This is a genomic window from Flavobacterium sp. N502536 (genome assembly GCF_025947345.1).
In the GTDB taxonomy this organism is placed as follows: domain Bacteria; phylum Bacteroidota; class Bacteroidia; order Flavobacteriales; family Flavobacteriaceae; genus Flavobacterium.
This window is the reverse complement of sequence record NZ_CP110011.1, coordinates 986632-1010759: the sequence shown is the minus strand read 5'-3', so window position 1 is coordinate 1010759 and position 24128 is coordinate 986632. Positions and strand designations below refer to the sequence as shown.

At 35.3% G+C, this 24128-nt stretch carries 25 protein-coding genes; 15 read left to right on the top strand and 10 right to left on the bottom strand.

Annotated features, from left to right (window positions below; genetic code table 11):
• Positions 1–4: 4 nt before the first annotated feature.
• The 5 genes from OLM61_RS04525 to OLM61_RS04505 are packed head-to-tail and all read left to right on the top strand — an operon-like array spanning position 5 to position 6022.
• Positions 5–1006, top strand: coding sequence for a glycosyltransferase family 2 protein (locus OLM61_RS04525; RefSeq protein WP_264525285.1), 1002 nt, complete (start codon positions 5–7; stop codon positions 1004–1006).
• Entirely contained in the window at positions 1003–2121 is a 1119-nt protein-coding gene (locus OLM61_RS04520) for a glycosyltransferase (RefSeq protein ID WP_264525284.1), read from the top strand. The genes OLM61_RS04525 and OLM61_RS04520 overlap by 4 nt, the downstream gene beginning before the upstream one ends.
• Positions 2118–3206: a glycosyltransferase gene (locus OLM61_RS04515; protein WP_264525283.1), complete on the top strand. Its 1089-nt coding sequence runs from the start codon at positions 2118–2120 to the stop codon at positions 3204–3206. Before OLM61_RS04520 ends, OLM61_RS04515 begins: the two co-directional genes overlap by 4 nt.
• Positions 3207–3221: 15 nt before the next feature.
• Complete coding sequence (locus tag OLM61_RS04510) at positions 3222–4571, top strand: O-antigen ligase family protein (RefSeq protein ID WP_264525282.1); 1350 nt, start codon at positions 3222–3224, stop codon at positions 4569–4571.
• 56 nt (positions 4572–4627) lie between these two features.
• Positions 4628–6022: an exopolysaccharide biosynthesis polyprenyl glycosylphosphotransferase gene (locus OLM61_RS04505; RefSeq protein WP_264525281.1), complete on the top strand. Its 1395-nt coding sequence runs from the start codon at positions 4628–4630 to the stop codon at positions 6020–6022.
• Position 6023: 1 nt separating this feature from the next.
• On the opposite strand, the gene OLM61_RS04500 is transcribed toward OLM61_RS04505, so the two are convergent.
• Together OLM61_RS04500 and OLM61_RS04495 are read right to left on the bottom strand one after the other, a co-directional pair.
• Positions 6024–7160, bottom strand: coding sequence for a DUF4105 domain-containing protein (locus OLM61_RS04500; protein ID WP_264525280.1), 1137 nt, complete (start codon positions 7158–7160; stop codon positions 6024–6026).
• Between the two features lie 37 nt (positions 7161–7197).
• Positions 7198–8181: a PorV/PorQ family protein gene (locus OLM61_RS04495; RefSeq protein WP_264526360.1), complete on the bottom strand. Its 984-nt coding sequence runs from the start codon at positions 8179–8181 to the stop codon at positions 7198–7200.
• A gap of 296 nt (positions 8182–8477) precedes the next feature.
• Here OLM61_RS04495 and OLM61_RS04490 point away from each other — a divergent pair, with 296 nt between their 5' ends.
• Positions 8478–9194: a CDP-alcohol phosphatidyltransferase family protein gene (locus OLM61_RS04490; protein ID WP_264525279.1), complete on the top strand. Its 717-nt coding sequence runs from the start codon at positions 8478–8480 to the stop codon at positions 9192–9194.
• 10 nt (positions 9195–9204) lie between these two features.
• Complete coding sequence (locus OLM61_RS04485; RefSeq protein WP_264525278.1) at positions 9205–10065, top strand: glycoside hydrolase family 25 protein; 861 nt, start codon at positions 9205–9207, stop codon at positions 10063–10065.
• 50 nt (positions 10066–10115) lie between these two features.
• On the opposite strand, the gene lptB is transcribed toward OLM61_RS04485, so the two are convergent.
• The 4 genes from lptB to OLM61_RS04465 form a co-directional block, all read right to left on the bottom strand.
• On the bottom strand, positions 10116–10856 hold the full coding sequence (gene lptB, locus OLM61_RS04480; RefSeq protein WP_007803831.1) for an LPS export ABC transporter ATP-binding protein: 741 nt from the start codon (positions 10854–10856) through the stop codon (positions 10116–10118).
• 141 nt (positions 10857–10997) lie between these two features.
• Complete coding sequence (locus OLM61_RS04475; protein ID WP_257682795.1) at positions 10998–11348, bottom strand: carboxymuconolactone decarboxylase family protein; 351 nt, start codon at positions 11346–11348, stop codon at positions 10998–11000.
• Entirely contained in the window at positions 11341–12156 is an 816-nt protein-coding gene (gene tatC / locus OLM61_RS04470) for a twin-arginine translocase subunit TatC (RefSeq protein WP_264525277.1), read from the bottom strand. The genes OLM61_RS04475 and tatC overlap by 8 nt, the downstream gene beginning before the upstream one ends.
• Entirely contained in the window at positions 12156–13121 is a 966-nt protein-coding gene (locus OLM61_RS04465) for a KpsF/GutQ family sugar-phosphate isomerase (protein WP_264525276.1), read from the bottom strand. Before OLM61_RS04465 ends, tatC begins: the two co-directional genes overlap by 1 nt.
• Before the next feature lie 87 nt (positions 13122–13208).
• On the opposite strand from OLM61_RS04465, the gene recQ reads away from it, so the two are divergent.
• A complete protein-coding gene (gene recQ, locus OLM61_RS04460) occupies positions 13209–15404 on the top strand; it encodes a DNA helicase RecQ (RefSeq protein ID WP_264525275.1) in 2196 nt (731 codons plus the stop codon).
• Between the two features lie 130 nt (positions 15405–15534).
• Here the strand turns inward: recQ and OLM61_RS04455 are convergent, their stop codons facing one another.
• Positions 15535–15774, bottom strand: a complete 240-nt coding sequence (locus OLM61_RS04455; protein WP_264525274.1) for a hypothetical protein — start codon at positions 15772–15774, stop codon at positions 15535–15537.
• 114 nt (positions 15775–15888) lie between these two features.
• On the opposite strand from OLM61_RS04455, the gene OLM61_RS04450 reads away from it, so the two are divergent.
• Together OLM61_RS04450 and OLM61_RS04445 are read left to right on the top strand one after the other, a co-directional pair.
• A complete protein-coding gene (locus OLM61_RS04450; protein ID WP_264525273.1) occupies positions 15889–17448 on the top strand; it encodes an NAD(P)/FAD-dependent oxidoreductase in 1560 nt (519 codons plus the stop codon).
• 68 nt (positions 17449–17516) lie between these two features.
• Positions 17517–18599, top strand: a complete 1083-nt coding sequence (locus OLM61_RS04445; RefSeq protein ID WP_264525272.1) for a hypothetical protein — start codon at positions 17517–17519, stop codon at positions 18597–18599.
• 87 nt (positions 18600–18686) lie between these two features.
• Here OLM61_RS04445 and OLM61_RS04440 read toward each other — a convergent pair whose 3' ends face one another.
• The 3 genes from OLM61_RS04440 to msrB form a co-directional block, all read right to left on the bottom strand.
• A complete protein-coding gene (locus tag OLM61_RS04440; protein WP_264525271.1) occupies positions 18687–19646 on the bottom strand; it encodes a quinone oxidoreductase family protein in 960 nt (319 codons plus the stop codon).
• Positions 19647–19880: 234 nt separating this feature from the next.
• Positions 19881–20498, bottom strand: coding sequence for a peptide-methionine (S)-S-oxide reductase MsrA (gene msrA / locus OLM61_RS04435; protein WP_264525270.1), 618 nt, complete (start codon positions 20496–20498; stop codon positions 19881–19883).
• Positions 20499–20506: 8 nt separating this feature from the next.
• Complete coding sequence (gene msrB / locus OLM61_RS04430; protein ID WP_264525269.1) at positions 20507–21061, bottom strand: peptide-methionine (R)-S-oxide reductase MsrB; 555 nt, start codon at positions 21059–21061, stop codon at positions 20507–20509.
• Positions 21062–21355: 294 nt separating this feature from the next.
• Here msrB and idi point away from each other — a divergent pair, with 294 nt between their 5' ends.
• From idi to OLM61_RS04405, 5 genes are read left to right on the top strand one after another with little or no spacing between them, the layout of a single operon-like run.
• Positions 21356–21883, top strand: coding sequence for an isopentenyl-diphosphate Delta-isomerase (gene idi / locus OLM61_RS04425; protein ID WP_264525268.1), 528 nt, complete (start codon positions 21356–21358; stop codon positions 21881–21883).
• Positions 21884–21905: 22 nt separating this feature from the next.
• Positions 21906–22319 (top strand): 6-pyruvoyl trahydropterin synthase family protein, encoded by a 414-nt coding sequence (locus OLM61_RS04420; RefSeq protein WP_264525267.1) that lies wholly within the window; start codon positions 21906–21908, stop codon positions 22317–22319.
• Positions 22320–22778: a peroxiredoxin gene (locus OLM61_RS04415; protein WP_264525266.1), complete on the top strand. Its 459-nt coding sequence runs from the start codon at positions 22320–22322 to the stop codon at positions 22776–22778.
• A gap of 37 nt (positions 22779–22815) precedes the next feature.
• A complete protein-coding gene (locus OLM61_RS04410) occupies positions 22816–23784 on the top strand; it encodes a type I phosphomannose isomerase catalytic subunit (RefSeq protein ID WP_264525265.1) in 969 nt (322 codons plus the stop codon).
• Positions 23785–23841: 57 nt separating this feature from the next.
• Positions 23842–24108 carry a hypothetical protein gene (locus OLM61_RS04405; protein WP_026982865.1) on the top strand — a complete coding sequence of 89 codons (267 nt, stop codon included), beginning with the start codon at positions 23842–23844 and terminating at the stop codon, positions 24106–24108.
• The last annotated feature ends 20 nt before the right edge of the window (positions 24109–24128 follow it).

Sequence of the window (24128 nt, the reverse complement as noted above, 5' to 3'; positions counted from 1 at the left end):
TTTAATGAATTTTTCGCTAATTATTTGTACTTATATGCGCCCTGAATCATTGCAAGCTTTATTGCAGTCGATTCAAAAGCAATTATTGTATCCAAATCAAATCCTTATTATCGATGGTTCCATTAATAATGAGACCAAAACTGTTGTAGAAGAAAACAAGTTTCAGAATTTAGAATATTTCCTGGTTTCTAAAGATAATAGAGGCCTTACAAGACAACGAAACTATGGCGTTTCAAAAGTAAATACAGACTGTGAAATTGTTTGCTTTCTGGATGACGATACAGTTTTAGAACCGGATTACTTTAAGCAGGTTATCGAAACATTCAATGTAAATTCGGCTATAGCTGGCGTAGGAGGGATTGCAGTTAATGAGTACGGTTGGAAAAAACAGGATCCTGACGTTTTGTATGATCAGAAAAAAAACTATTTGTTTGAGGGCTTTTATTACAAAGAAGGTTTGCGGAATGTTGTTAGGAATTACTTAAAGCTAAACTCTACTTTAGGATCCGGTAAAATGCCAAATTATTCACATGGCAGAACCTCAGGATTTCCGCTGACAGGAAAGACTTATGAAGTAGATTTATTAATAGGAATGTCCATGTCATTCAAAAAACAAGTTTTAGATCAAATTAAGTTTTCTGGATATTTTGAAGGATATGGTTTGTATGAAGATGCTGATTTTAGTTTAAGAGCTTTGCAGTTTGGTCAAAATGTAATCAATACAAATGCACGTTTATCTCATTTTCATGCCGAGTCGGGTCGTCCAAATAAGTACAAATACGGAAAAATGGTAGTTAGAAACGGATGGTATGTTTGGAGAGTTAAAAACCCAGCTCCAGTTTTTAAAGACCGTTTAAAATGGAATTTAATAACAGTACTTTTAATCTTAATTCGCTTTACAAATGTTCTTACAGAACAAAAGAAAAAAGAAGCCTTTACCGAAGCCTTGGGAAGAAGTATTGGTTTTTTGAGTTTATTCATTAATAAACCAAAAATAAACTCATGAAGTTTTTAATTGTAACCCATGTTGTCCATATTCAGCATGAGAATGAATTTTTAGCTTATGCTCCTTATGTTCGGGAAATGAACATTTGGTTTAAGTTTGTAGATGAAGTACTTATTGTTGCCCCACTACAAAAAGGGGAGCGAACCGCAATTGATATCCCATACCAGCACAATAAAATTGATTTTAGACAAGTTCCAAATTTTAATTTTATTGATATTAGGAATAGCTTTATTTCAATTATTAAATTGCCAATTGTTTTGTGGAATCTATTTTTAGCGATGAAAAATGCTGACCATATTCATTTGAGGTGTCCCGGGAATATGGGGCTATTGGGCTGTTTTGTTCAGATATTATTTCCCCGAAAAAGTAAAACAGCTAAATATGCGGGCAATTGGGATCCTAAAAGTAAACAGCCATTCTCCTATAAAATGCAAAAATGGATTTTAAATAATACTTTTTTGACTCGGAACATGACCGTATTAGTTTATGGGAAATGGGAAAACCAATCCAAAAATATAAAGTCTTTTTTTACCGCAACTTACTCCGAATCTGAAAAAACAACCATTAAGGAAAAAGATTTCAATGGTACATTAAATTTTGTTTTTGTCGGCAGTTTAGTCTCGGGTAAAAATTCTGTTTATGCGTTAAAAATAATTCATCATTTAATAAATAAAGGAAATAAAATAATTCTGAGTTTGTACGGAGAAGGCCCGGATCGGGTTTATTTGGAAGATTATATTAAGGAAAATGATTTAGGAAGATTTGTCATCTTGAATGGAAATCAAAATCAGGACACAATAAAAAAAGCATATCAAAATAGCCATTTTGTTATTTTACCATCTAAAAGTGAAGGCTGGCCTAAAGCTATTGCTGAAGGAATGTTCTGGGGCAGTATTCCAATTGCTAGTAAAGTTTCCTGTGTACCTTTTATATTAGATTATGGGCAGAGAGGTATTTTGCTGGAAATGGATTTAGTGAAAGACGTAAATCAGATAAATGAAATGTTAAAAGAGGAGCAAAATTTACATAAAAAAAGAGAATTAGCTATTGAGTGGTCGCAAAATTATACTACAGATCTTTTTGAATCAGAACTTAAAAAGCTATTATTAGAATGAGAATTGTACAAATAATTGACTCTTTAGAGCCTGGAGGAGCAGAACGCATGGCAGTCAACTATGCTAATGCTTTGGCTGGTGAAGCCGAGTTTTCTGGCTTAATTGTATCACGGAGAGAAGGATTGTTATTCAATCAGATTGACGAGAATGTTAGTTATTTATTTTTAAAGAAAAGGAAAATAATTGATTTTAATGCAGTTTCCATATTGCGTAAATATTTAAAGAAGAATCAGGTTGATGTAATTCATGCACACAGTTCTTCTTTTTTTATTGCAGTTTTAGTTAAATTAACTTTACCAGGAATTAAAATTATCTGGCACGATCACTATGGAATTTCGCAAGATTTGACCTCCAGAAAAGATTTAGTTTTAAAAGTAAGTTCACTTTTTTTTACGGGTATCATCTCAGTAAGTGAAGTTTTAAAAGATTGGGCAAAAAGTTATTTATGGTGCCCGGACATTATTTATTTGTCTAATTTTATCTCTGAATCTCCTATTTCAAAAGAGCAAGTAGTTTTAAAAGGATCAGAAGGGAAAAGAATTATTTGTGTTGCTAATTTGCGGCCGCAAAAGAATCACGAACTGCTAATAAATGCAGCCAATAGGATTAGAAATAAATTCCCGGATTGGAGCTTTCATTTGTTTGGAAAAGACTTTCAGGATTCCTATTCTGAAGAATTGAAAAAGAAGGTTGTAGATTTAGAATTACAGGAAGTAGTTTTTTTTTATGGTTCAACTAATAATGCCGGTTCAGCATTAATGCAAAGTCAGATTGGTATTTTGACGTCATTTTCAGAAGGACTTCCATTGGCTATCTTAGAATACGGGCTCTCAAAATTACCTGTAGTAGCAACAAATGTGGGCGATGTCTCAAAAGTAATTGATTCAGAGATCGAGGGTTTAATTGTAGAATCCGATGATCTAAATGGCTTTGTGGAAGCACTCGAAAGAATTATTATTGATGAAAAATTTCGGGATAAACTTGCTTTAAAACTATATGAAAAGGTTCAGTTGAATTTTAGTAAAAAAAGTATTATTGCAGAGTATCGTTTATGGCTGGAATCTTTGATTACTTTTGCGATTTAAAAATATTAAATGGGGATGAAAAACATAAAACTGTCTTATAGCAATCTGCTTTTAATTCATGCTGCTATTGCCTTGGCTGTCTTTGCTGTACCCTTTTTGTCAAAAATGTACGCATTATTAATTCCAATTGTCGGTTTTTTTATTGTTTATCGAAGCAAGAATAGGAATAACGAAGTTCTTCTTGTAGCAGCTTACCTAGTTGGAGTGGAGGTGTTTTTAAGAATGACCGGAGGAAATTTTAATAATGAGTTTGTAAAGATTAATGTGATTTTTTTCATGTTAGTGGGAATGGTGTACAGTAATTTTTCTTCCAATGCATTTGTGTATTTTTTCTTTCTTATTTTATTAATTCCGGGTATTTTAATTACTTCTACCGTTTTCAGTGTTTCTGTCGATATTAAGAAATCATTAGTTTTCAACTTATCGGGACCGGTCTGTCTGGCAATATCTTCTATCTATATGTATAAAAGAAAGATCTTATTTGCCGATCTGCAAACTGTTTTAATCGCAATGGGGTTGCCAATCGTTAGTACAACTGTTTATTTGTTTTTATACAATCCAAGTGTTAGAGATGTGGTAACGGGGACCCAATCTAATTTTGAGACCTCCGGAGGGTTTGGACCAAATCAGGTTTCAACGATACTCGGATTAGGGATCTTTATATTTTTTACGCAACTGATACTATTCTCTAAATCGAAAAAAATGATGATTTTAAATGGTGCATTGTTAGTTTTTTTGACTTACCGAGGGATCGTGACCTTTTCAAGGGGAGGAATTATAACGGCGATAGCCATGATTATTTGTTTATTATTTTTTCTATACCGTTTTTCTAATAACAGGGGAAGAAGAAAGTTTGTATCGGTTTTTATTCTAACCGGATTATTAGGTATGGGAGTGTGGGTGTACTCTTCTTTTCAGACGAAAGGACTTATTGAAAAACGTTATGCGAATCAGGATGCCAGAGGTAGACAGAAGAAAGATCGTTTGGGAGGCAGAGAGCAGATTATGAATGAAGAGTTAAAGCTTTTCATCGAAAATCCAGTTTTGGGTGTTGGAGTTGGAATGGGTAAACAAATCAGAAAAGAAGCCTCTGGAGAAGCTGCAGCTTCACACAACGAAAGTACCCGTATGATAAGTGAGCATGGTTTATTTGGTGTTTTGGGACTCGTATTACTTTTAACTGTACCTATAATGTTGTATGTTAACAATCGACAGCATTTATACTTTTTTTCATTTTTCATTTTTTGGTTATTAACCATAAATCACGCTGCTATGAGAACAGCTGCGCCTGCTTTTGTGTACGGATTATCGCTTCTTTTTGTTCAGATTAAAATTCCTGAAAAAGAAGAAATTTCCGTCAGCTAAATTCTGTTTTTTATAATACATTTGCCTCACGTTTAAGCCCCTAAACAATAGAATAAATGTTTTTAAAATCTAAAATGCATTTCGAAATTTCGGAAAGGAAAGTTTTGCTTCTTCTTTTTGATGTTGTTTTTATTTTGTCTGCATTATATCTCCTAAGTTTACTATTTCATTATAATTACTTTGTTTTTGATAAAAGCAATTTTCTAAGTATAATATTGCTCCTCAGTTATGTATATGCTTTTGGGGTAATATTTGAAATGTACAATTTACAGGTCGCCAGCAGTCAGTTACAGATTCTTCAAAGTGTGATTTTTACGGCTACAGCTTCAAGTGTGGCTTATTTGTTTACACCGGTTTTATCTCCAGTCTTGCCCAAACAACGATTAGTTATAGTCATATTCTATTTTACAATACTGGGCACTTTACTATTGTGGCGTTTGTTTTATGTCTTCTTTCTGGCATCACACCGTTTTTCTCAAAATGTAGTTTTAATATGTGATCAAAATCAAGTAGAAGAATTGGTTTTGGGACTTGAAAATGTTGATCCGCATTATAGAATTATTGGCTTTGTAAATTCAGATGCAATTTCAGAAGAAGATTTAAACTTCCACTACGTAAAAGAAATTAAAAAGAAAGACTTAGAAGAGTTTGTAATTCGGAATCAGGTTTCAGAGATTGTTATTGCTTCTCAAAAAACAGATGGAATTACAGCCGATCTTTACCAGCAATTACTTCATTTATTAGAATCAGGAAATATTATTCGGGAATATACGCAGGTGTACGAAAGTAAAACCCAACGTATTCCGGTTCATTATATAGCCCGCGATTTTTATAGATTTTTCCCCTTTAGTAGAAATAATAACAATAAGCTCTACCTGTTTTTTGTTCGCCTCTTAGAATTTTTGTTTTCAATTACGGGATTGCTTATTTGCTTCCTTTTTATTCCTTTTATTTTTATTACGAATCTGGTAGCTAATAAAGGAACTTTGTTTTACACACAGGAGCGTGTAGGTAAAAACGGAGTTGTTTTTAAAATCTATAAGTTCAGAACCATGGTAGAAAACTCAGAGTCTAATGGGATTGTTTTTGCTAGTTCAAATGATAAAAGAATTACTCCTTTTGGTAAAATGATGCGTAAATCAAGAATCGACGAATTACCGCAGTTTTTTAATGTTTTAAAAGGTGATATGGCTGTTATTGGCCCTAGACCTGAACGACCATTTTTTGTGGATGAAATAGCCCGAATCATGCCTTTTTATGAGACACGACACGTTGTGAAACCGGGACTGACCGGTTGGGCACAAGTAAATTATTCTTACGGAGAATCTATCGATGAGAGTTTGATAAAGCTGCAATACGACTTATACTACATCAAACACCGCAGCATATTTCTGGATTTAAGTATTACTTTTAAAACGATTACTACAGTTTTGTTTTATCGCGGACAGTAATTTAAATAATAATCGGAATACGTTTTTTATTTCGAATAGCGACTCTCACTAAAACAAATCCGCTTGTAATTATCATTGGCAAAACAATGAAGAAATGAGCTTTGTTGATCATGAAAATAGCGTAAACTACCAAAAATAGTAAATGTATAACGGCAAAGCGGTACGTCCATCTTTTGTTTTTTAAGATTGAAAAGAGGATTAATACCAGCAAAAGCGGACTAAGTAAAAGTACATTGTAGTTCATTGCCAGTTCCTGGTGCAGCGAATAGAATCCAATAGTAACAAAAAAGATTCCTATAAGAGATAAGATCAAAAGATAGATTTTATCAACTACTTTATTGTGCGCCAAAACAACAAAAGCCAGTATGAGGAGATAAGTGTAAATGTTATTCCACCATGAACTTGGTTTTTCTTTTTCAAAATTAAGCACAGTTTTGCTTTGGCCTACTAAAGGATGATTTTGAAAAGTAGTTTTCTCTAAGCTGCTTTTTAATTCGAAAGGTAAAAAGATCTTGGTTCCCGGTTGGTCTACTTTTGTTCCGAAGATAATGCTGGTTCCTAACTGATCGTAAAAATGCTCATCGAAATAAGGAAACAGAATGGATCGGTACGTTTCAGTTGTGTCTCCTTTTTTAGTGACAACATCTCCATTGAGCGATTTATTGATGACATCAACGACCATTGAAGTACAGTTTTTATCAATAAACTTATAGGTGTAATAACGATCTTCAGAGAGTGCCGTTGCATTTAAGTTATTAAAAAGGGTTTGCTTTAGGTTCTGAGGTATCATGAGCTCCTGTTCAAAAACACTTCTCTTCTCAGTTGTATAATCGTTTACAAATTCAGGATAGGATCTAACGCTTACAAAATATTGCAGATCACCTTTTGCAAACTTGGCAACAAAATTGGGTGTTCTAAAGTCAAAATTACCATAATTGTAAACAACATCAATGTTGTTAGCCGGGTCAGCGACGCGAATTGCAGTATGACCAAAATAAGTATAACTTTCATTACCCAATCCGCAGGTAATAACACTTATTTTAGCCTCTTTTGTTAAAGGGATATTCTGGCTAAACCCCAGGAAACTTAGTAATAATAGTAAACTAAAAAGTGTTTTTTTGAAAAGGACATTTTTCATAATTTAAAATGTTAAGAAGTTTGAGGATTAACAAATATTATCTAAAGATACCTAAATCTACTTTTAAAGAAAAAATATTAGAATACAAAGCTGTACTTTGATTTCCTAAATCTGTCAAAGCATAGTCGACCTGAATACCTTTGTACTTAAAACCAAGCCCTATATTAGGCTGGAAGTTTAGTTTTTCAGTGTTGTCTAATTGCGTTACATTTTGAAAATTTCCTGCTCCTGCTCTTAAAAAAACAAGATCGGTATAACCAAACTCAAAACCCAGAGCAGGATCGATACTGACTGCTTTTGTCGAAATAATATCATTGGTTTGCTCAAAGCGCATATTCAAATTGGTTGCAATCAAAAGACTGTAATCGTTGTGAAATTCAATTTTTTTAGAAATTCCCAGCTGCGCTTTTGGTAGAGTAATCTCAGTACTTTCTGGTAATTCGTTGTTTTCTCCCGGAATAGCATTGGCAATTTTCTTGTATTCCTCTTCATTAATATTCCATACATTGTAAGTAGTGGTAATATCGCGAAGCATCAAACCAAAATTCCAGCCATTTCTTTCAAATTGAAGTCCAAAGTCAAAACCAAAACCCCAGGAATTGGCAAATTTTCCAATCACTCGTCGGATTACTTTTGCATTCACTCCATATTGAAAACCATCTACCGGTAATTTTCTTGCGTACGAAAAAGTAAAACCATAATCTGCAGTAGAGAACAGCCTGATTCGATTGTAATCGATATTCCCCTGATTGTCGATCAACTGGGTCGTGTCCATAATGTCATCGACGCCAAAACGAATCATCGAGATTCCCCAGGCACTTCTGTCGTCAATCGGACTTGCATATCCAATGTAGTCGTATTGCGCAATATTGGCAAAATAATTGGCGTGCATCAGTGAAATTTGATGATCTTCAAGATGCGTCAGACCGGCTGGGTTCCAATAAACGGAATTAACATCATTTGTAGAAGAAACTACAGCACCCGACATTCCTAAAGCAGCTGCGTCAACACCAATATTCATAAACTCATTCGAATACTTTCGAACGGTTTGTGCATACTGAATCGTGCAACTACAAAATAATAAAAACACAAAGATTTTCTTCAACGGATATTTTTTAGCAGACTGAAGTCTGTTTTAATTTTTATCAAAAATATAATATTTTAGTCATCTAATTCAAATTATTGTAAAACTTAAATTTTTCATATAAAAATGTTTACAATGCTTTTGAGGGAATAGCATTTTAATAGAAAAAATTTCTGTTAATGTCGCTTATTTATACGAAATTTGCCGTTCAACATTTGTCAAAATTATAAATCATGAATATTAAAAAACACATTCCTAATTTAATCACATTAATCAATTTATTCTGCGGTTGTATCGCGGTTGTTTTTGTTTCGGAAGCCAATTACGAAATGGCTTTTTACATGGTTTGTTTGGGAATCTTCTTTGATTTTTTTGATGGTTTTTTTGCCAGATTGTTCAATGTTTCCAGTCCGCTTGGATTGCAGTTAGACTCGTTGGCCGATATGGTTACCAGCGGAGTGGTACCTGGTTATGTAATGTATACCATGTTTCTGAAAAGCGCCAACCCTCATGAAGTAATTGGTTCGGTTTTTATTCCTTTTTTAGGATTTATAGTAACCTTAGGTTCTTGTTACCGATTGGCAAATTTTAATATTGATACCCGTCAGACCGATTCTTTTATTGGTTTGCCAACACCGGCAAATGCTCTTTTTATTCTGAGCTTGCCTATGGTTCTGAAGTTTTCAGATTCTTTATTGGTGTTTGAAATATTAACCAACCATTGGGTTTTATTGGGAATTACTTTGTGCAGTGCTTATATTTTGAATGCCGAAATTCCGTTGTTTGCCTTAAAAGTTAAAAAGTTTACTCTAAAAGATAACGGGCTGCAAATCGTATTTTTGCTAATTGCTGTAGTTTTGCTTTTGTTGCTTCATTATATCGCGATTCCGTTGATTATTATTATTTATGTACTGCTTTCAGTGGTAAATAATGTGTTTTTGAAAAAGTAGTTTTATTGGAATGGCAAGAAAAACGACTACCCGAAGAACTTCTTATTCCCGCAAATCGAAACCTCAGAGGTCGATTCTGGCAAGTGGACTTCGCTTTATCATTTATTCTTTTTTAGTATTGCTTTTTTTTGCAACAGTTTATCATTATCGTGATGGACTGGCTTATTATCTTGGCTTTAAATCAAATAAAGTTTTAGAAGAGGATGCTGTGGAAAAACGTCTTTCAGATGTTAGAAATGTTCAGGTTCTGGAAAACCATAAAGGAAAAGTGATTGGTATTGATGTTTCTGAATTTCAAGGAACCGTACATTGGGGTGAAGTTGAGGTTTTGGAGGAAAAATACCCGGTTCAGTTTGTTTTTATTCGTGCTACGGCAGGGAATGATAAAGTAGACAGGCAGTTTATGCACAACTGGTTAGGGGCAAAAAAGCACAAGATTATACGCGGAGCCTATCATTACTATCGTCCTAACGAAAACTCGATAGAGCAGGCGGATCTTTTTATAAAAACCGTAAAACTGCAAAAAGGGGATTTACCGCCCGTTTTAGATATTGAAAGATTGCCTAAAAATCAGTCGCTGGACAGTTTGAAAAAAGGCCTGAAACGTTGGCTGAATAAGGTTGAAGCACATTATCAGGTGCGCCCGATTATTTATACCGGAGAACGTTACTATGGTGATTTCCTGAAAGAAGAATTTGGAGAATATTTATTCTGGATTGCCAACTATAATTTCTACAGAGAGAAGATTGAAGAAGACTGGCTATTTTGGCAGTTTACAGAAAAAGCTTCTTTGCCGGGAATTAAACACAGTGTGGATGTGAATATCTACAATGGAGATTTAGAGCAGTTACAGTTTATTACTGTAGAATAAGTTTTCAGTCGCAGTTTTACTGTGACTGAAAACTGCGACTGAAAACTTCCTTAAAATTCAAGTTTCTTTTTACGAAGCTCAAAGTTTTGTCCCAGATAAACACGACGAACCATTTCGTCCTCAACCAATTCTTCAGGAATTCCGGCTTTCAAAATTCCTCCTTCAAACATTAGGTAGGTTTTATCGGTAATGGCCAAAGTTTCCTGGACGTTGTGGTCGGTAATTAAAATTCCAATATTTTTGTTTTTTAGCTGCGCTACAATTCTCTGAATGTCTTCCACTGCAACCGGGTCAACTCCTGCAAAAGGCTCATCCAATAAAATAAATTTTGGATCGGTTGCCAAAGCACGGGCAATTTCCGTACGACGACGTTCTCCCCCTGAAAGTAAATCTCCTCTGTTGGTACGAATGTGTTCTAAGCTGAATTCTTCAATTAAGCTCTCCATTTTTGCAATCTGTTCTTCTTTCGATAGTTTCGTCAATTGCAAAACACTCAGGATATTGTCTTCTATGCTTAATTTTCTAAAAACAGAAGCTTCCTGCGCCAAATAACCAATTCCTTGTTGGGCACGTTTGTACATAGGATAATCGGTAATGTTCAGATCGTCCAGATAAATATTACCTGAGTTTGGTTTTACCAATCCCACAATCATGTAAAACGAAGTCGTTTTTCCTGCACCATTAGGCCCTAAAAGACCAACGATTTCCCCTTGATTAACTTCAACAGAAATCCCTTTTACAACACTACGTCCTTTATAGGTTTTGATTAAATTATCGGCTCTTAGCTTCATTTTTTTTAATTAGATAATGTGTCAATTTGATAATGAGATAATTATATCTCCAATGGGCAAAATAAAAGAAAATAAATCAATAGAATAAGTGAATTAACATATTGTCAAGAAAATTATCTAATTGAATAATTGTCTCATTTTCTAATTCCCTTGCTCTTCTAAAGCTTCCCAAAATTCATAAGCTCTTCTCAAATGCGGAATTACGATGGTTCCGCCAACTAAAGTTGCGATTCCCATTGCTTCCATCATTTCTTCTTTGGTAACTCCTTCTTTATGGCTGGTTTCGAGGTGGTATTTTACACAGTCGTCACAACGCAAAACCGCCGAAGCTACTAATCCTAAAAGCTCTTTTGTTTTTACATCAAGAGCTCCCGGAGCGTAAGCATTCGTATCAAGATTGAAAATTCTTTTTACAATTTTATTGTTGTCGGCCAATAATTTTTCGTTCATTTTAGAACGGTAATCATTAAATTCTTGTATGATATCAGACATTTTCTTTCATTTTATTTCGATAAACAATCTTAGAAATCAGGATACTGACTTCGTAAATAAGCAACATTGGTATGGCCACGATAGTCTGGCTTACTACATCTGGAGGGGTTACGATAGCGGCAATAATCAAAATGATGATTACGGCATATTTCCAGTATTTTCTCAGAAATTCAGGAGTTACTAATCCTAGTTTGGTTAAGAAGTAAATGGCGATTGGCAATTCAAAAAAGATCGCACTACCCAATATACTTGTTTTTACCATACCCATATAAGAGTCCAGCGTGAATTGATTTTTTACAACATCACTCACAGAGAAAGTAGCTACGAAATTTACAGACATTGGAATAACTACAAAATATCCGAACAATACTCCTAAGAAAAAAAGTAAAGAGGAAGTGAAGATGAATACTTTGGCATTTTTTCGCTCTTTTTCATATAAAGCAGGGCTGATAAATTTCCAGATTTCCCATAAAATATAGGGGAAACTCAAAATAAAACCGGCTAAAATACACATCCAGACAAAAATATTTACCTGACCTTCCATTTCCGTATTTTGGATAATAAAATTCAGCTGCGTAATGCAGATACTGTCAGCGAAACCAAGCTGGTGCGACAAATCACAAAACCAGATATAGGTAAAAAAAGTAGGTCTGGTTGGCCCCAGGATAATTTCATCAAACAAATAATCACTTACAAAATAGGTTACAAATGCCATTATCATAATTGCAATTGTACTTCTAACCAGTAACCATCTTAATTCTTCAAGATGATCCAGAAACGACATCTCGCCAAGGTTTTTTTTTGCCATTATACGATTCCTTCTTTTAAAATGTCATGTAAATGTAATACGCCTTTGTACTCTCCATTATCAGCAACGATAAGTTGTGTTATCGAAAAATCTTCTAAAATATTCAAAGCGTCAACCGCCATTGTTTCTGAAGATACGAATTTAGGATTTTTAGACATAATATCTTTTGCCGTTAAATCAGCAATAGAATCTCTGTCGTTTAACATTCTTCGGATGTCTCCATCGGTAATGATGCCTACAATTTTATCGTTTTCGATTACTGCGGTTACTCCCAGTCTTTTTTCAGAGATCTCAAAAATAGCTTTTTTGATTGAGGTGTCCGGACTTACCATTGGTTTTAACGAATGTTCAATCATGTCTTTAACGCGAAGGAGTAATTTTTTTCCTAAAGCGCCACCAGGATGATAAACTGCAAAATCTTCAGGTTTAAAATCACGCATTTCCATCAAACAAACAGCTAAAGCATCACCCATAACAAGTTGAGCAGTGGTGCTGTTTGTTGGTGCCAAATTTATCGGGCAGGCCTCCATTTCAACAGTGGTATTCAGAACATAATCAGAACCTTTAGCTAAAAATGAAGTTACATTTCCGGTTATTCCGATTAAAATGTTTCCAAAACGTTTTAATAGAGGAACCAATACTTTTATTTCAGGACTGTTTCCGCTTTTTGAAATGCAGATTACAATGTCGTCGTTTTGTATCATTCCCAAGTCGCCATGGATGGCTTCTGAGGCGTGAAGGAACATAGATGGCGTGCCGGTTGAGTTAAAAGTAGCGACCATTTTTTGAGCAATAATGGCACTTTTTCCGATGCCTGTAACCACTAATCGGCCCTTAGTTTCGTAAATGCGTTGGACAGCTTCGTAGAAATTTTCGTCCAGAAAATCAATTAGCTTTGTAATTGCTTCACTTTCAGATAGTATGGTTTTTTTGGCGATCGCCAATATATTTTCTTTTGTGATCAAAACAGAATATTTAAAATTTGTATGTATAAAAGAAAGTTGTATCTTTATGTGTTGCAAATTTATACAAAATATCCATTAATATAAAGAATGAATTCAAACGAAATTGAAATACACAAGGAATTAAAGAAGTATTTCGGCTTTAGCCAATTTAAGGGCTTGCAGGAGCAAGTCATTACGAGTATTTTAGATAAGAAGAATACTTTTGTAATTATGCCAACTGGCGGTGGAAAGTCTCTTTGTTATCAATTACCCGCTTTAATTCAGGATGGAACAGCCATTGTTGTTTCTCCTCTGATCGCTTTGATGAAAAATCAGGTTGATGCTATTCGAAGCCTTTCTTCAGAAAACGGAATCGCCCACGTGCTAAATTCCTCTCTTACCAAAACAGAAATTGCCCAAGTAAAAAAAGACATCACTTCAGGTCTGACCAAACTTTTATATGTAGCGCCTGAATCGTTGACAAAAGAAGAATATGTGGCCTTTTTACAGAGTGTGCCCATTTCATTTGTAGCTATTGACGAAGCCCATTGTATTTCTGAATGGGGACATGACTTTAGACCGGAATACCGCAATCTGAAAAATATAATCAAACAATTAGGGAAAGTGCCTATTATTGGACTTACCGCAACTGCAACCCCAAAAGTTCAGGAAGATATACTGAAAAACCTTGAAATGGCTGACGCTAATACTTTCAAAGCGTCATTCAACAGAGCGAATTTGTACTACGAAGTTCGCACAAAAACAAAAAATATAGAATCGGATATCATTCGATTTATCAAACAACATAAAGGCAAATCTGGAATTATTTACTGCCTTAGCCGGAAAAAAGTAGAGTCGATTGCCGAAGTTTTACAAGTTAATGGTATCAGCGCTGTGCCGTACCATGCCGGTTTAGATGCTAAAACCCGTGCCAAACATCAGGATATGTTCCTGATGGAAGACGTAGATGTGGTAGTGGCAACCATTGCTTTTGGAATGGGAATTGATAAGCCTGATGTTCGTTTTGTAATTCACCACGATATTCCAAAGTCACTTGAAAGTTACTATCAGGAAACGGGTCGTGCCGGACGTGATGGTGGAGAAGGGCATTGCCTGGCGTATTACTCCTATAAAGATGTAGAGAAACTGGAGAAATTCATGTCAGGAAAACCAGTGGCAGAACAGGAAATAGGATTTGCTCTTTTGCAGGAAGTGGTAGCCTATGCCGAAACTTCGATGTCACGCCGAAAATTCCTGTTGCATTACTTTGGTGAAGAATTTGACAGTGAAACGGGTGAAGGTGCGGATATGGATGACAACGTTCGCAATCCTAAAACAAGAATTGAAGCCAAAGATCAGGTCGTTAAATTGTTGGAAATTGTTCGGGATACCAAACACATTTACAAATCAAAAGAAATTGTGTTTACTTTAATTGGTCGCGTAAATGCGGTCATTAAAGCACACAAAACCGATACACAATCGTTTTTTGGATCAGGTTCAGATCACGATGAAAAATACTGGATGGCCCTGCTTCGACAAGTTTTAGTGGCAGGATATCTGTCAAAAGATATTGAAACTTATGGTGTAGTGAAAATCACTAAAGAAGGATTGAACTTCATTAAAAAACCGGTTTCATTTCTTATGTCTGAAGATCATGAATACAATGAGTCTGAAGATGAAGCTATCGTAACTGCAGCAAAATCATCAGGTACGGCCGATGAAGTTTTAATGGGTATGTTGCGTGAATTGCGTAAAAAAGTAGCCAAGAAATTGGGAGTGCCTCCTTTTGTTGTTTTTCAGGATCCTTCTCTTGAAGATATGGCTTTGAAATATCCGATTAGTTTAACCGAATTGTTCAATATTCATGGTGTAGGTGAAGGAAAGGCTAAAAAATATGGAGGTGAGTTTGTGTCTTTAATCAGCAGATATGTGGAAGACAATGATATTGTTCGTCCGGATGATCTGGTTGTGAAATCTACCGGAGTCAATTCGGCCAATAAACTATACATCATTCAGAATATCGACAGAAAATTACCTTTAAGTGATATTGCTTCTGCAAAAGGACTTTCCATGGATGCTTTGATTAAAGAAATGGAACAAATCGTGTACTCGGGTACGAAACTGAATATCAAATACTGGTTAGACGATATGCTTGATGACGATCAGCAGGAAGAAATTCATGATTATTTCATGGAATCGGAATCCGATAAAATCGAGGACGCACTTAAAGAGTTTGATGGCGATTATGATATTGACGAACTGCGTCTGATGAGGATTAAGTTTATCAGCGAGGTAGCGAACTAAAGTTAAAATTCAAAATATAAATTCCAAATTCCAATTGTTTAACCAGTTTGGAATTTGGATTTTTTTTATTGGAGTTTGGAATTTTTATTGGAGTTTGGAATTTGAAATTTGGGATTTAAAAAATTCTAGTTTATCCTTCAAATACTTCCCCGCGATGTGGTTTTAACGCATCACGTACTGCAATCATATTTTCGTCGGTAACCACCATAAAAGCGATCGCATGCATATCGTTTATGATTTTAAATCCTGTAATATTTAAAGGAAGCTTTTCGATGGCGATATATTCTTTCAAATGGATTTCATGATGCTCGGCTGTTTTAGCAGAAGCGGGCCCGCGGAAATCCCAAATTAGTTTTATTTTTCTGGACATTATTTATAGGTACAAAGTTTCAAAGGGGCAAAGGTACAAAGTCTCAGATCAAAATGTTATTTTTGCATGTTCTTTTCATAAATAGAAAAGCTAATTTGAATAAATTAAAATACAATGCCAAGAGAACTTTTACTTCAGGTAACGCCGGAAATAGCAGCAAACGAATTGTTGCTGAAAGACCATTTGTCTAAACAAATAAAAGTTTCTCCCAAAGAAATTCAACATGTTTCGATTCTGAAACGATCGATTGACGCACGTCAAAAAGCGATTAAAATCAATTTAAAAGTCCTTATTTATTTGCAGAGTGAGCCTTTTCAGGAAACTAAAATTGAGTTGCCTGTGTATAAAGATGTCTCATCGGCACAAGAAGTGATCGTTGTGGGTGCGGGTCCGGCCGGACTTTTTGCAGCACTGCAATTAATAGAATTAGGTTTAAAGCCAATTGTACTTGAACGTGGAAAAGATGTTAGAGGGCGTCGTCGGGACTTGAAGGCGATAAATGTGGATCATTTGGTAAACGAAGATTCTAATTATTGTTTTGGAGAAGGTGGAGCAGGAACCTATTCGGATGGGAAATTGTATACGCGCTCAAAAAAACGTGGAGATGTGACCCGAATTTTAGAACTTCTTGTTGCTTTCGGAGCTTCAGAGGATATTCTGGTAGAAGCACATCCACATATTGGAACCAATAAGCTTCCAAAAATTATTGAAGATATTCGAAATAAAATCATAGAGTTTGGCGGTCAGGTTTTATTTGACACGCGCGTTACTGATATACTGGTAAAGAATAATGAAGTTGAAGGAATTGTAACTCAAAACGGAGACAAGATTCTGGCCAATAAATTAATTCTTGCCACAGGACATTCGGCTCGTGATATTTTTGAATTACTGGACAAAAAGAAAATTTTTATAGAAGCAAAACCTTTTGCTTTAGGAGTTCGTGCAGAGCATTCACAGCAATTAATTGACAGTATTCAGTACAGCTGCGATTATCGTGGTGAGCATTTGCCTCCTGCGCCCTATTCGATTGTGAAACAAGTGAACGGTCGCGGTATGTATTCGTTTTGTATGTGTCCGGGTGGTGTAATTGCGCCTTGTGCAACGAGTCCGGGTGAAGTAGTCACTAATGGCTGGTCTCCATCAAAACGCGATCAGGTTACCGCAAATTCAGGGATTGTAATCGAATTGAAATTGGAAGATTTTAAACCCTTTGCAAAATTTGGAGCTTTGGCCGGGGTAGAATTTCAAAAAAGTATTGAACAAAAAGCCTGGCATTTGGCTGGAGAAACTCAGAAGGTTCCGGCGCAACGAATGGTGGACTTTACACAGAATAAAGTTTCGGCTGATATTCCAAAAACGTCTTATGTTCCCGGAACGACTTCGGTTGAAATGGGGCAGGTTTTTCCGGGATTTTTGTCGCAGATTCTGCGTGAAGGTTTTAAAGAATTTGGAAAATCAATGCGTGGTTATTTGACCAATGAAGCTATTTTACATGCTCCGGAAAGCCGAACATCATCTCCTGTTCGAATCCCAAGAGATCCTTTAACGTATGAGCATTTACAAATTAAAGGACTATATCCGTGTGGAGAAGGTGCCGGATATGCAGGTGGTATTATCTCTGCAGCCATTGATGGAGAAAAATGCGCTTTAATGATTGCTGAGGCTTTAAAATAGAATGCTTTTTATAGTAAAAGTAGTATGTTTGTAAAGCGTGTTTTTAACTTTATACTCTAGTATTTTTTATGAAAAACTTCTTTTCTAACTTCTTTGGAAGAAATAACAATCCGGAATCAATTGTTTCTTTTGATGTTCTGGATCTTATTTATGCTTATTTGCAAAATGAGTCAAGTCGTGTGGATTTTAAAATGAAAGGAATTCACGATACCGTTTCTGCGACGATGTACTCTTTTCCGGGTTCATTTGATCATGAAGATGGGAGAAGTGAAATAGAAAAAAGCGGATTCAAAAACGCATATGAAGTTTTAAATGAATTGTACAAAAAAGTAAATATTGCCCCGCTTTCTGATGAAGAAATGCTGGAGGAGCCAACATACAATTATCTTCATATTGAATTTTACTCAGAGCCTTCGTCAGAGATGAAAAAGCATCTGAAGCATGTTTTGCAAAATTTCATTATCGTCTTTTGTTGTACTAATAGTTTAGAGTCAAACGATTTTAAAATACTATACTCTAACAGCTATTTCTTTGATTATACAAAAGGACTTCTGGAAGCTGAACCAATAGATATTGAAGCACCTAAAAACCAAATTGAAGAAATAGGTTTTAAAGATTTTAAAACAGTATTGCAGGGAATTTGTGAGTATATGGAAATTGAATTGCCCTCGACAATCGTTCGGCCTTCTGCTGAAAGTTTAATGGCAGATGAAGTTTCAATAGATCATTTTAGAGAGTTTTTGGAATTAATTTCGAGAGGGGAAATCGAAGAGGAGTTGCTGGAAAATCAGTCTCAGGTGCTTTTTGATAATTTTGGAATAGAGGAAGGGGATGAAGATTATGATTATGAATTTGACTTTTTTGAGGGAATAAACTCCTGGCACAGTGACTGGAAATTTGATCCCGAAGATGTTGAATATTTTGTATCCGAAATGATTGGAAAGGATTTTAGTTTTGAATATCCTGAAGATACGTACAGCCATGATTTGTTTCCGTACATTCAAAAAGAGCTGGCAAAGCAAGACTTGGAATTAATGAGTTATGATACCAAAGGAGATAGTTATCTGTTTTTTGTGGCAAATAAAAATGATGTAACCCGAATATTAGAATTGTCTGAAATAACCGAAATGGGAATTGACAAGTTGATTTAAGCGGGATCGCTTGGGTTTTGCATTAAAAAAATCGCCACGAATTCCCGAATTTATTTTAAATGATTCGGGAATTCATGGCAAAAAAAATTAAGGAATCAGAATGATCTTTCCGGTACTTTTTCGGCTTTCGAGATAATCATGTGCTAGTTTTCCTTCTGATAATTTGAAAGAGGTGGGTTCCGAAAGTTTGATTTTTCCATCAGAAATCCAGTTGAATAATTGAGTTGCTCTTTTGATTCTTTCTTCTTTGGAATTTAAATAACTCCATAAATCTCCTCCGGTTAGTGTTTTAGAGCCGTCCATTAACATTCTCGGATTTACGGGTTCCGGATCGCCTCCGGCCATTCCAAAGAAAACCACTTGTCCGCATTCTTTCGTAACTTCAAAGCTTTCGTTTAAAGTGCTTCCGATACTGTCGTAAACAACATCTACACCATTTGCAATCGTTTTGAAAATTTGGGATTTCCAGTCTTCGTTATAAAGAAAAACCTGATCTGCACCCTGATCATATGCTACTTTTGCTTTTTCTGAAGAGGAGGTTAAGCCAATTACTTTTGCTCCTAAAAGTTTGCTGATTTGTGTGAGAATTTGTCCAACTCCGCCGGCTACAGCGTGAATCAATACGGTCTCGCCTTTTACGGTTTTGTGGCTGTCGGTCGCTAAATAATGTGCTGTTAAACCTTGCAGTAAAACGGCTGCTGCAGTTTCGAACGAAATCATATCCGGTAAAGGTAAAACGTGGTTGGTATTTACTGCAACCAATTCTGCATTTGCAAAAGGAACATCGGCGAAAGCCACGCGATCGCCCACTTTATATTCGGGATGATTGTTAGTGTCTACTATAATTCCGGCACCTTCGTAACCTGCAATAAAAGGTGGGTTTCCTTTTAAATGATAGTTTCCTTTTCTTCTGTAAACATCGGCAAAGTTTAATCCGATGGCTTTCATTTCGACTAAAATCTCATCGTTTTTTAATTGTGGATTCGGAATTTCAATATAGTCCAAAACATCCGAATTTCCGAAAGAAGAAAAGGTAAGTGCTTTCATTTTTACATTATTTTGAGAATACAAATTACGGTAAAATTAGTTCTCAGTTTTCAAAAGACTTCTAAAAGGGTATAAAAAAATAAAGTGTTTGGTATCAGGCAGGTTTGTGAAAATTAAAACTGGTATTTTATAGCAGAAAGTTGTGTAAAAGAGATGTGTTTTGTAATAGAAAAAAATAAAAAAACCGCCCACGAGTGTGGACGGCAACTTGTGTTAACCTTTTATAAACAAGTATTATTTCTTTTTTAGTTTGTCTTTAAAGACTTTTTCAAATTTTTCGATCTTGGGCTGAATCACCATTTTGCAATACGGCTGGTTTTTGTTGTTCGCATAGTAATTCTGGTGATAATCTTCAGCTTTATAGAAAACGCTAAAAGGTTCTATTTTCGTTACAATCGGGCTGTTGTAGACTTTTGCTTTGTTCAGTTCGGCAATAATGCTTTCTGCAGCCTTTTTTTGTTCGTCATTTTTATAAAAAATAACAGATCGATACTGTGTCCCAACATCGGCACCTTGTCGGTTTAAGGTAGTCGGGTCATGAACGGTAAAGAAAACCTTGAAAATTTCGTTAAGGTCTGTTATGTTTTTATTATAAGTAATTTGAACTACTTCGGCATGTCCGGTTGTTCCTGTGCATACCTGTTCGTATGTTGGGTTGGCAACTTTTCCTCCGGAAAAACCAGAGACTACAGATTTTACGCCGTCTAAATTTTCGTAAACCGCCTCTACACACCAGTAGCAGCCTCCGCCAAGTGTAATTGTTTCAAAATTTGAGCTGCCTTTTGTTTTGCTATTTTGTGCAAATCCGTTTAAGGATAATGCAAAAATGCCAATCAGAAATATGTTTTTCATGTTCAGTTTTATTTAGTGTCAGGAATAAAGTCAAGGGCAATCGAATTCATGCAGTAACGTTTTCCGGTTGGTGGAGGTCCGTCATCAAATAAGTGGCCTAAATGTCCGCCGCAGCGCCCGCATAAGGCTTCGATTCTTTCCATTCCCAAAGAATTATCATTTTTGTAAACCACGCTTTTTTTGTTGTCTTGTTCGAAGAAACTTGGCCATCCGCAGCTGCTGGCAAATTTAGCCCCGGAGCGGAAAAGTTTATTGCCGCAAGAAGCACAATAATAGGTTCCTTTTTCATCCGATTTCCAGTATTTTCCGGTAAAGGGTCTTTCGGTATCGGCTTCGCGCATGACAGCATATACATCTTCAGGGAGCACCTTTTTCCATTCGGCATTGCTAACGTTGAGTTTAGTAGTGTCTGTGTTGGAGTAATAGGGATTTCCGGGCTTGCTGATTTTGTTTTCCATAAGTGCCGTTTTTGTATTTTGTTTTTTTGCGTTTTGTCCGCATGCCTGTAAAATAAAGAGCGGAATTAAAAAGCAAAGGCTGAGAAATTGAGTTTTTGTTTTCATTGTTTTTGAGTGCTTTAATTCTGTATTTCAAAGATACGGTTAGATTTCACCCGGAAATGTCGCTTACTTTACAATTCAGATTTTTTTAAGTATGTTTTAACTTTTATTATGTACGTAAAACAAAGGGATTCAGTTTTTAAGGCTTATTTTTAAAGAGGTTTGAAGAATAATGGGGTTGTATTTTGTTGACAGTCAGTTTTTTGTAAAGTTCAGGGCTCGTTAAACTTTTCACAATCTCTTCTGAGATTTTCAAGCCATTTCTTTTTTCGTATTTTTGTTTGATCAATTAGCCCTATGATAGAAGAAAACGTAATACTCGTAAACCAACAAGATGAGCAAATTGGCCTAATGCCAAAATTAGAAGCGCATGAAAAGGCTGTTTTGCATCGTGCTTTTTCCGTTTTTGTCTTAAATGATAAAAATGAGATAATGTTACAGCAACGTGCTCATCAAAAATATCACTCACCTTTGCTTTGGACCAATACATGTTGTAGTCATCAACGTGAAGGAGAGGCAAATGTCGAAGCCGGAAGCAGGAGACTGTTTGAGGAAATGGGGTTTAAAACAGATTTGAAAGAGCTCTTTCATTTTATTTATAAAGCTCCTTTTGATAATGGCTTGACAGAACATGAACTCGATCATGTTATGATTGGCTATTTCAACGAGGATCCGGCTATCAATCGCGAAGAAGTGGAAGACTGGAAATGGATGAAAATAGAAGATGTAAAAGAAGATATTCAGAGACAACCCCAAATTTATACCGTATGGTTCAAAATAATTTTTGATGAATTTTATCATTATTTAGAAGACCATAAACTTTAAACCAAACTAACCACCAACCCAAATGAAAGTAACCATATCAAGAAAAGCACATTTTAATGCTGCACATCGATTGCACAGGAAAGATTGGACATTTGAAAAAAACGATGCTGTTTTTGGCAAATGTAATAATCCCAATTTTCATGGTCATAATTATGGTTTAACAGTAAGTGTTACAGGAAAAATTGACCCGGAAACCGGTTTTGTTTTAGATGTGAAAGTATTAGCGGATATCATACGAGAAGAAGTAGAGGTACCGTTTGATCACAAAAACCTGAATCTGGATGTTCCGGAATTTCAGGATTTGAATCCAACAGCTGAAAATATTGCTGTTGTGATATGGAATAAAATTAAAAAAAGAATTCAACCTGATTTTGATTTAGAAATTGTTTTGAATGAAACGGACCGCAATTTTGTAACTTATAAAGGAGAAGAATAAATGTCATTAAAAATAGGAGATATAGTTCCGAATTTTACTGCAAAAGATAGTCATGGAGAAGTTTTTGAAAGCCAAAGTGTTTTGGGTCGAAAGCCGCTTGTGATTTATTTTTACCCAAAAGATAATACGCCTGGATGTACCACTGAAGCCTGTAGTTTTAGAGATCAATACGAAGATTTCAAAGATTTGGGTGCCGAAGTTATTGGTATAAGTAGCGATAGTGTAAAATCGCATCATAAATTTGCCCACAAGCATCAATTGCCTTTTATACTATTGTCGGATCAGGATAAAAAGCTGCGCAATCTTTTTGGAGTGCGCAATAACTTGTTTGGTCTTTTGCCGGGAAGGGTTACTTACATTATTGATAAAAATGGAGTAGTCATTTTGATTTTTGATAGCATGAATGCTGCAAAACACATCGAGAAAGCAATGGAGACAATCAAAGAGCTTGTATTGTAGAATAGAAAATAATATTGAATAAAAATAAAAAAAATACATGAGTATAAAATTATATCCTTTACAGTTTGTGCCTATTTTAAAAGATAGAATTTGGGGAGGAGAAAAACTAAAAACGGTTCTTAATAAAGCAATCACCTCAAAAAATACAGGTGAGAGCTGGGAGTTATCCGCTGTTGAAGGGGATGTAAGTATGGTTTCAAACGGGGTTTTGAAAGGAAAGTCTCTAATGGAGCTTATTGCCGAAATGCCAAATGAAATTTTAGGAACAAAAGTCTACAGTCAGTTTGGAAAACAATTTCCGTTACTTTTTAAATATCTGGATGCTCGTGAAGATCTTTCGATTCAGGTACATCCAAATGATGAATTAGCTAAAGAACGACACAATTCTTTTGGTAAAACAGAAATGTGGTATGTCATGCAGGCCGATGCTGATGCCAGAATTATTGTAGGTTTTAAAGAAGATTCTAATAAAGAAGAATATCTGAAGCATTTAGAAGATAAAACTTTGGTTTCAATTTTAGATGAAGTGAAAGCAAAGGGGGGTGATGTTTTCTTTTTAGAGACAGGGACTGTTCATGCTATTGGCTCGGGATTAGTTGTTGCCGAGATTCAACAGACCTCTGATGTAACTTATCGTTTGTACGATTTTGACCGTACGGATGCACAGGGAAATAAGAGAGAACTTCATGTAGATTTGGCGCTGGATGCTATAAATTACAATAAAGTAGAAACGCAAAAGAATTATGAGACAAAAGTAAACACATCTAATGTTGTGGTAGATTGTCCTTATTTTACCACTAATTTTATTCCGTTAGCAAGTAAGACTGAAATCTCTAAATCAGGAGAAACTTTCACGGTGTATATGTGTATCGATGGAGATTTTAAAATCGAATATGAAGGTTTTGAAGGATTCTATAGAAAAGGAGATACCGTTTTGGTTCCTGCTGAGATAAATACATTTGTTTTAGATGGAAATGCTTCAATTTTAGAAATTTACATTTCATAGCGCGTAATAAAAAGATAATGTGTACTTTTGCAGTCGCAAATTAAAATAAAAATAAAAATGGCAAACGTTAAAAACTTAAAGAAAGACATCAATTTTGTATTAGGAGATATTATTGAGGCAATTTACTTGTTTGAAATGTCAACAACAGGAAATCCTACTCCGGAAACGAATGCTTTGATCGATCAGGCTATTGCTGCATTTGATACTTTGATCACAAAAGTAAATGCTAAGAACGTTGAAAACAAAAAAGCACACTTCAAACAAATCAACGTTGAATTGGAAGAAACTGCTAATCAATTGATTGCTAAAATCAACGAATTGTAAGCAAAAAAAAGTATAAAAAA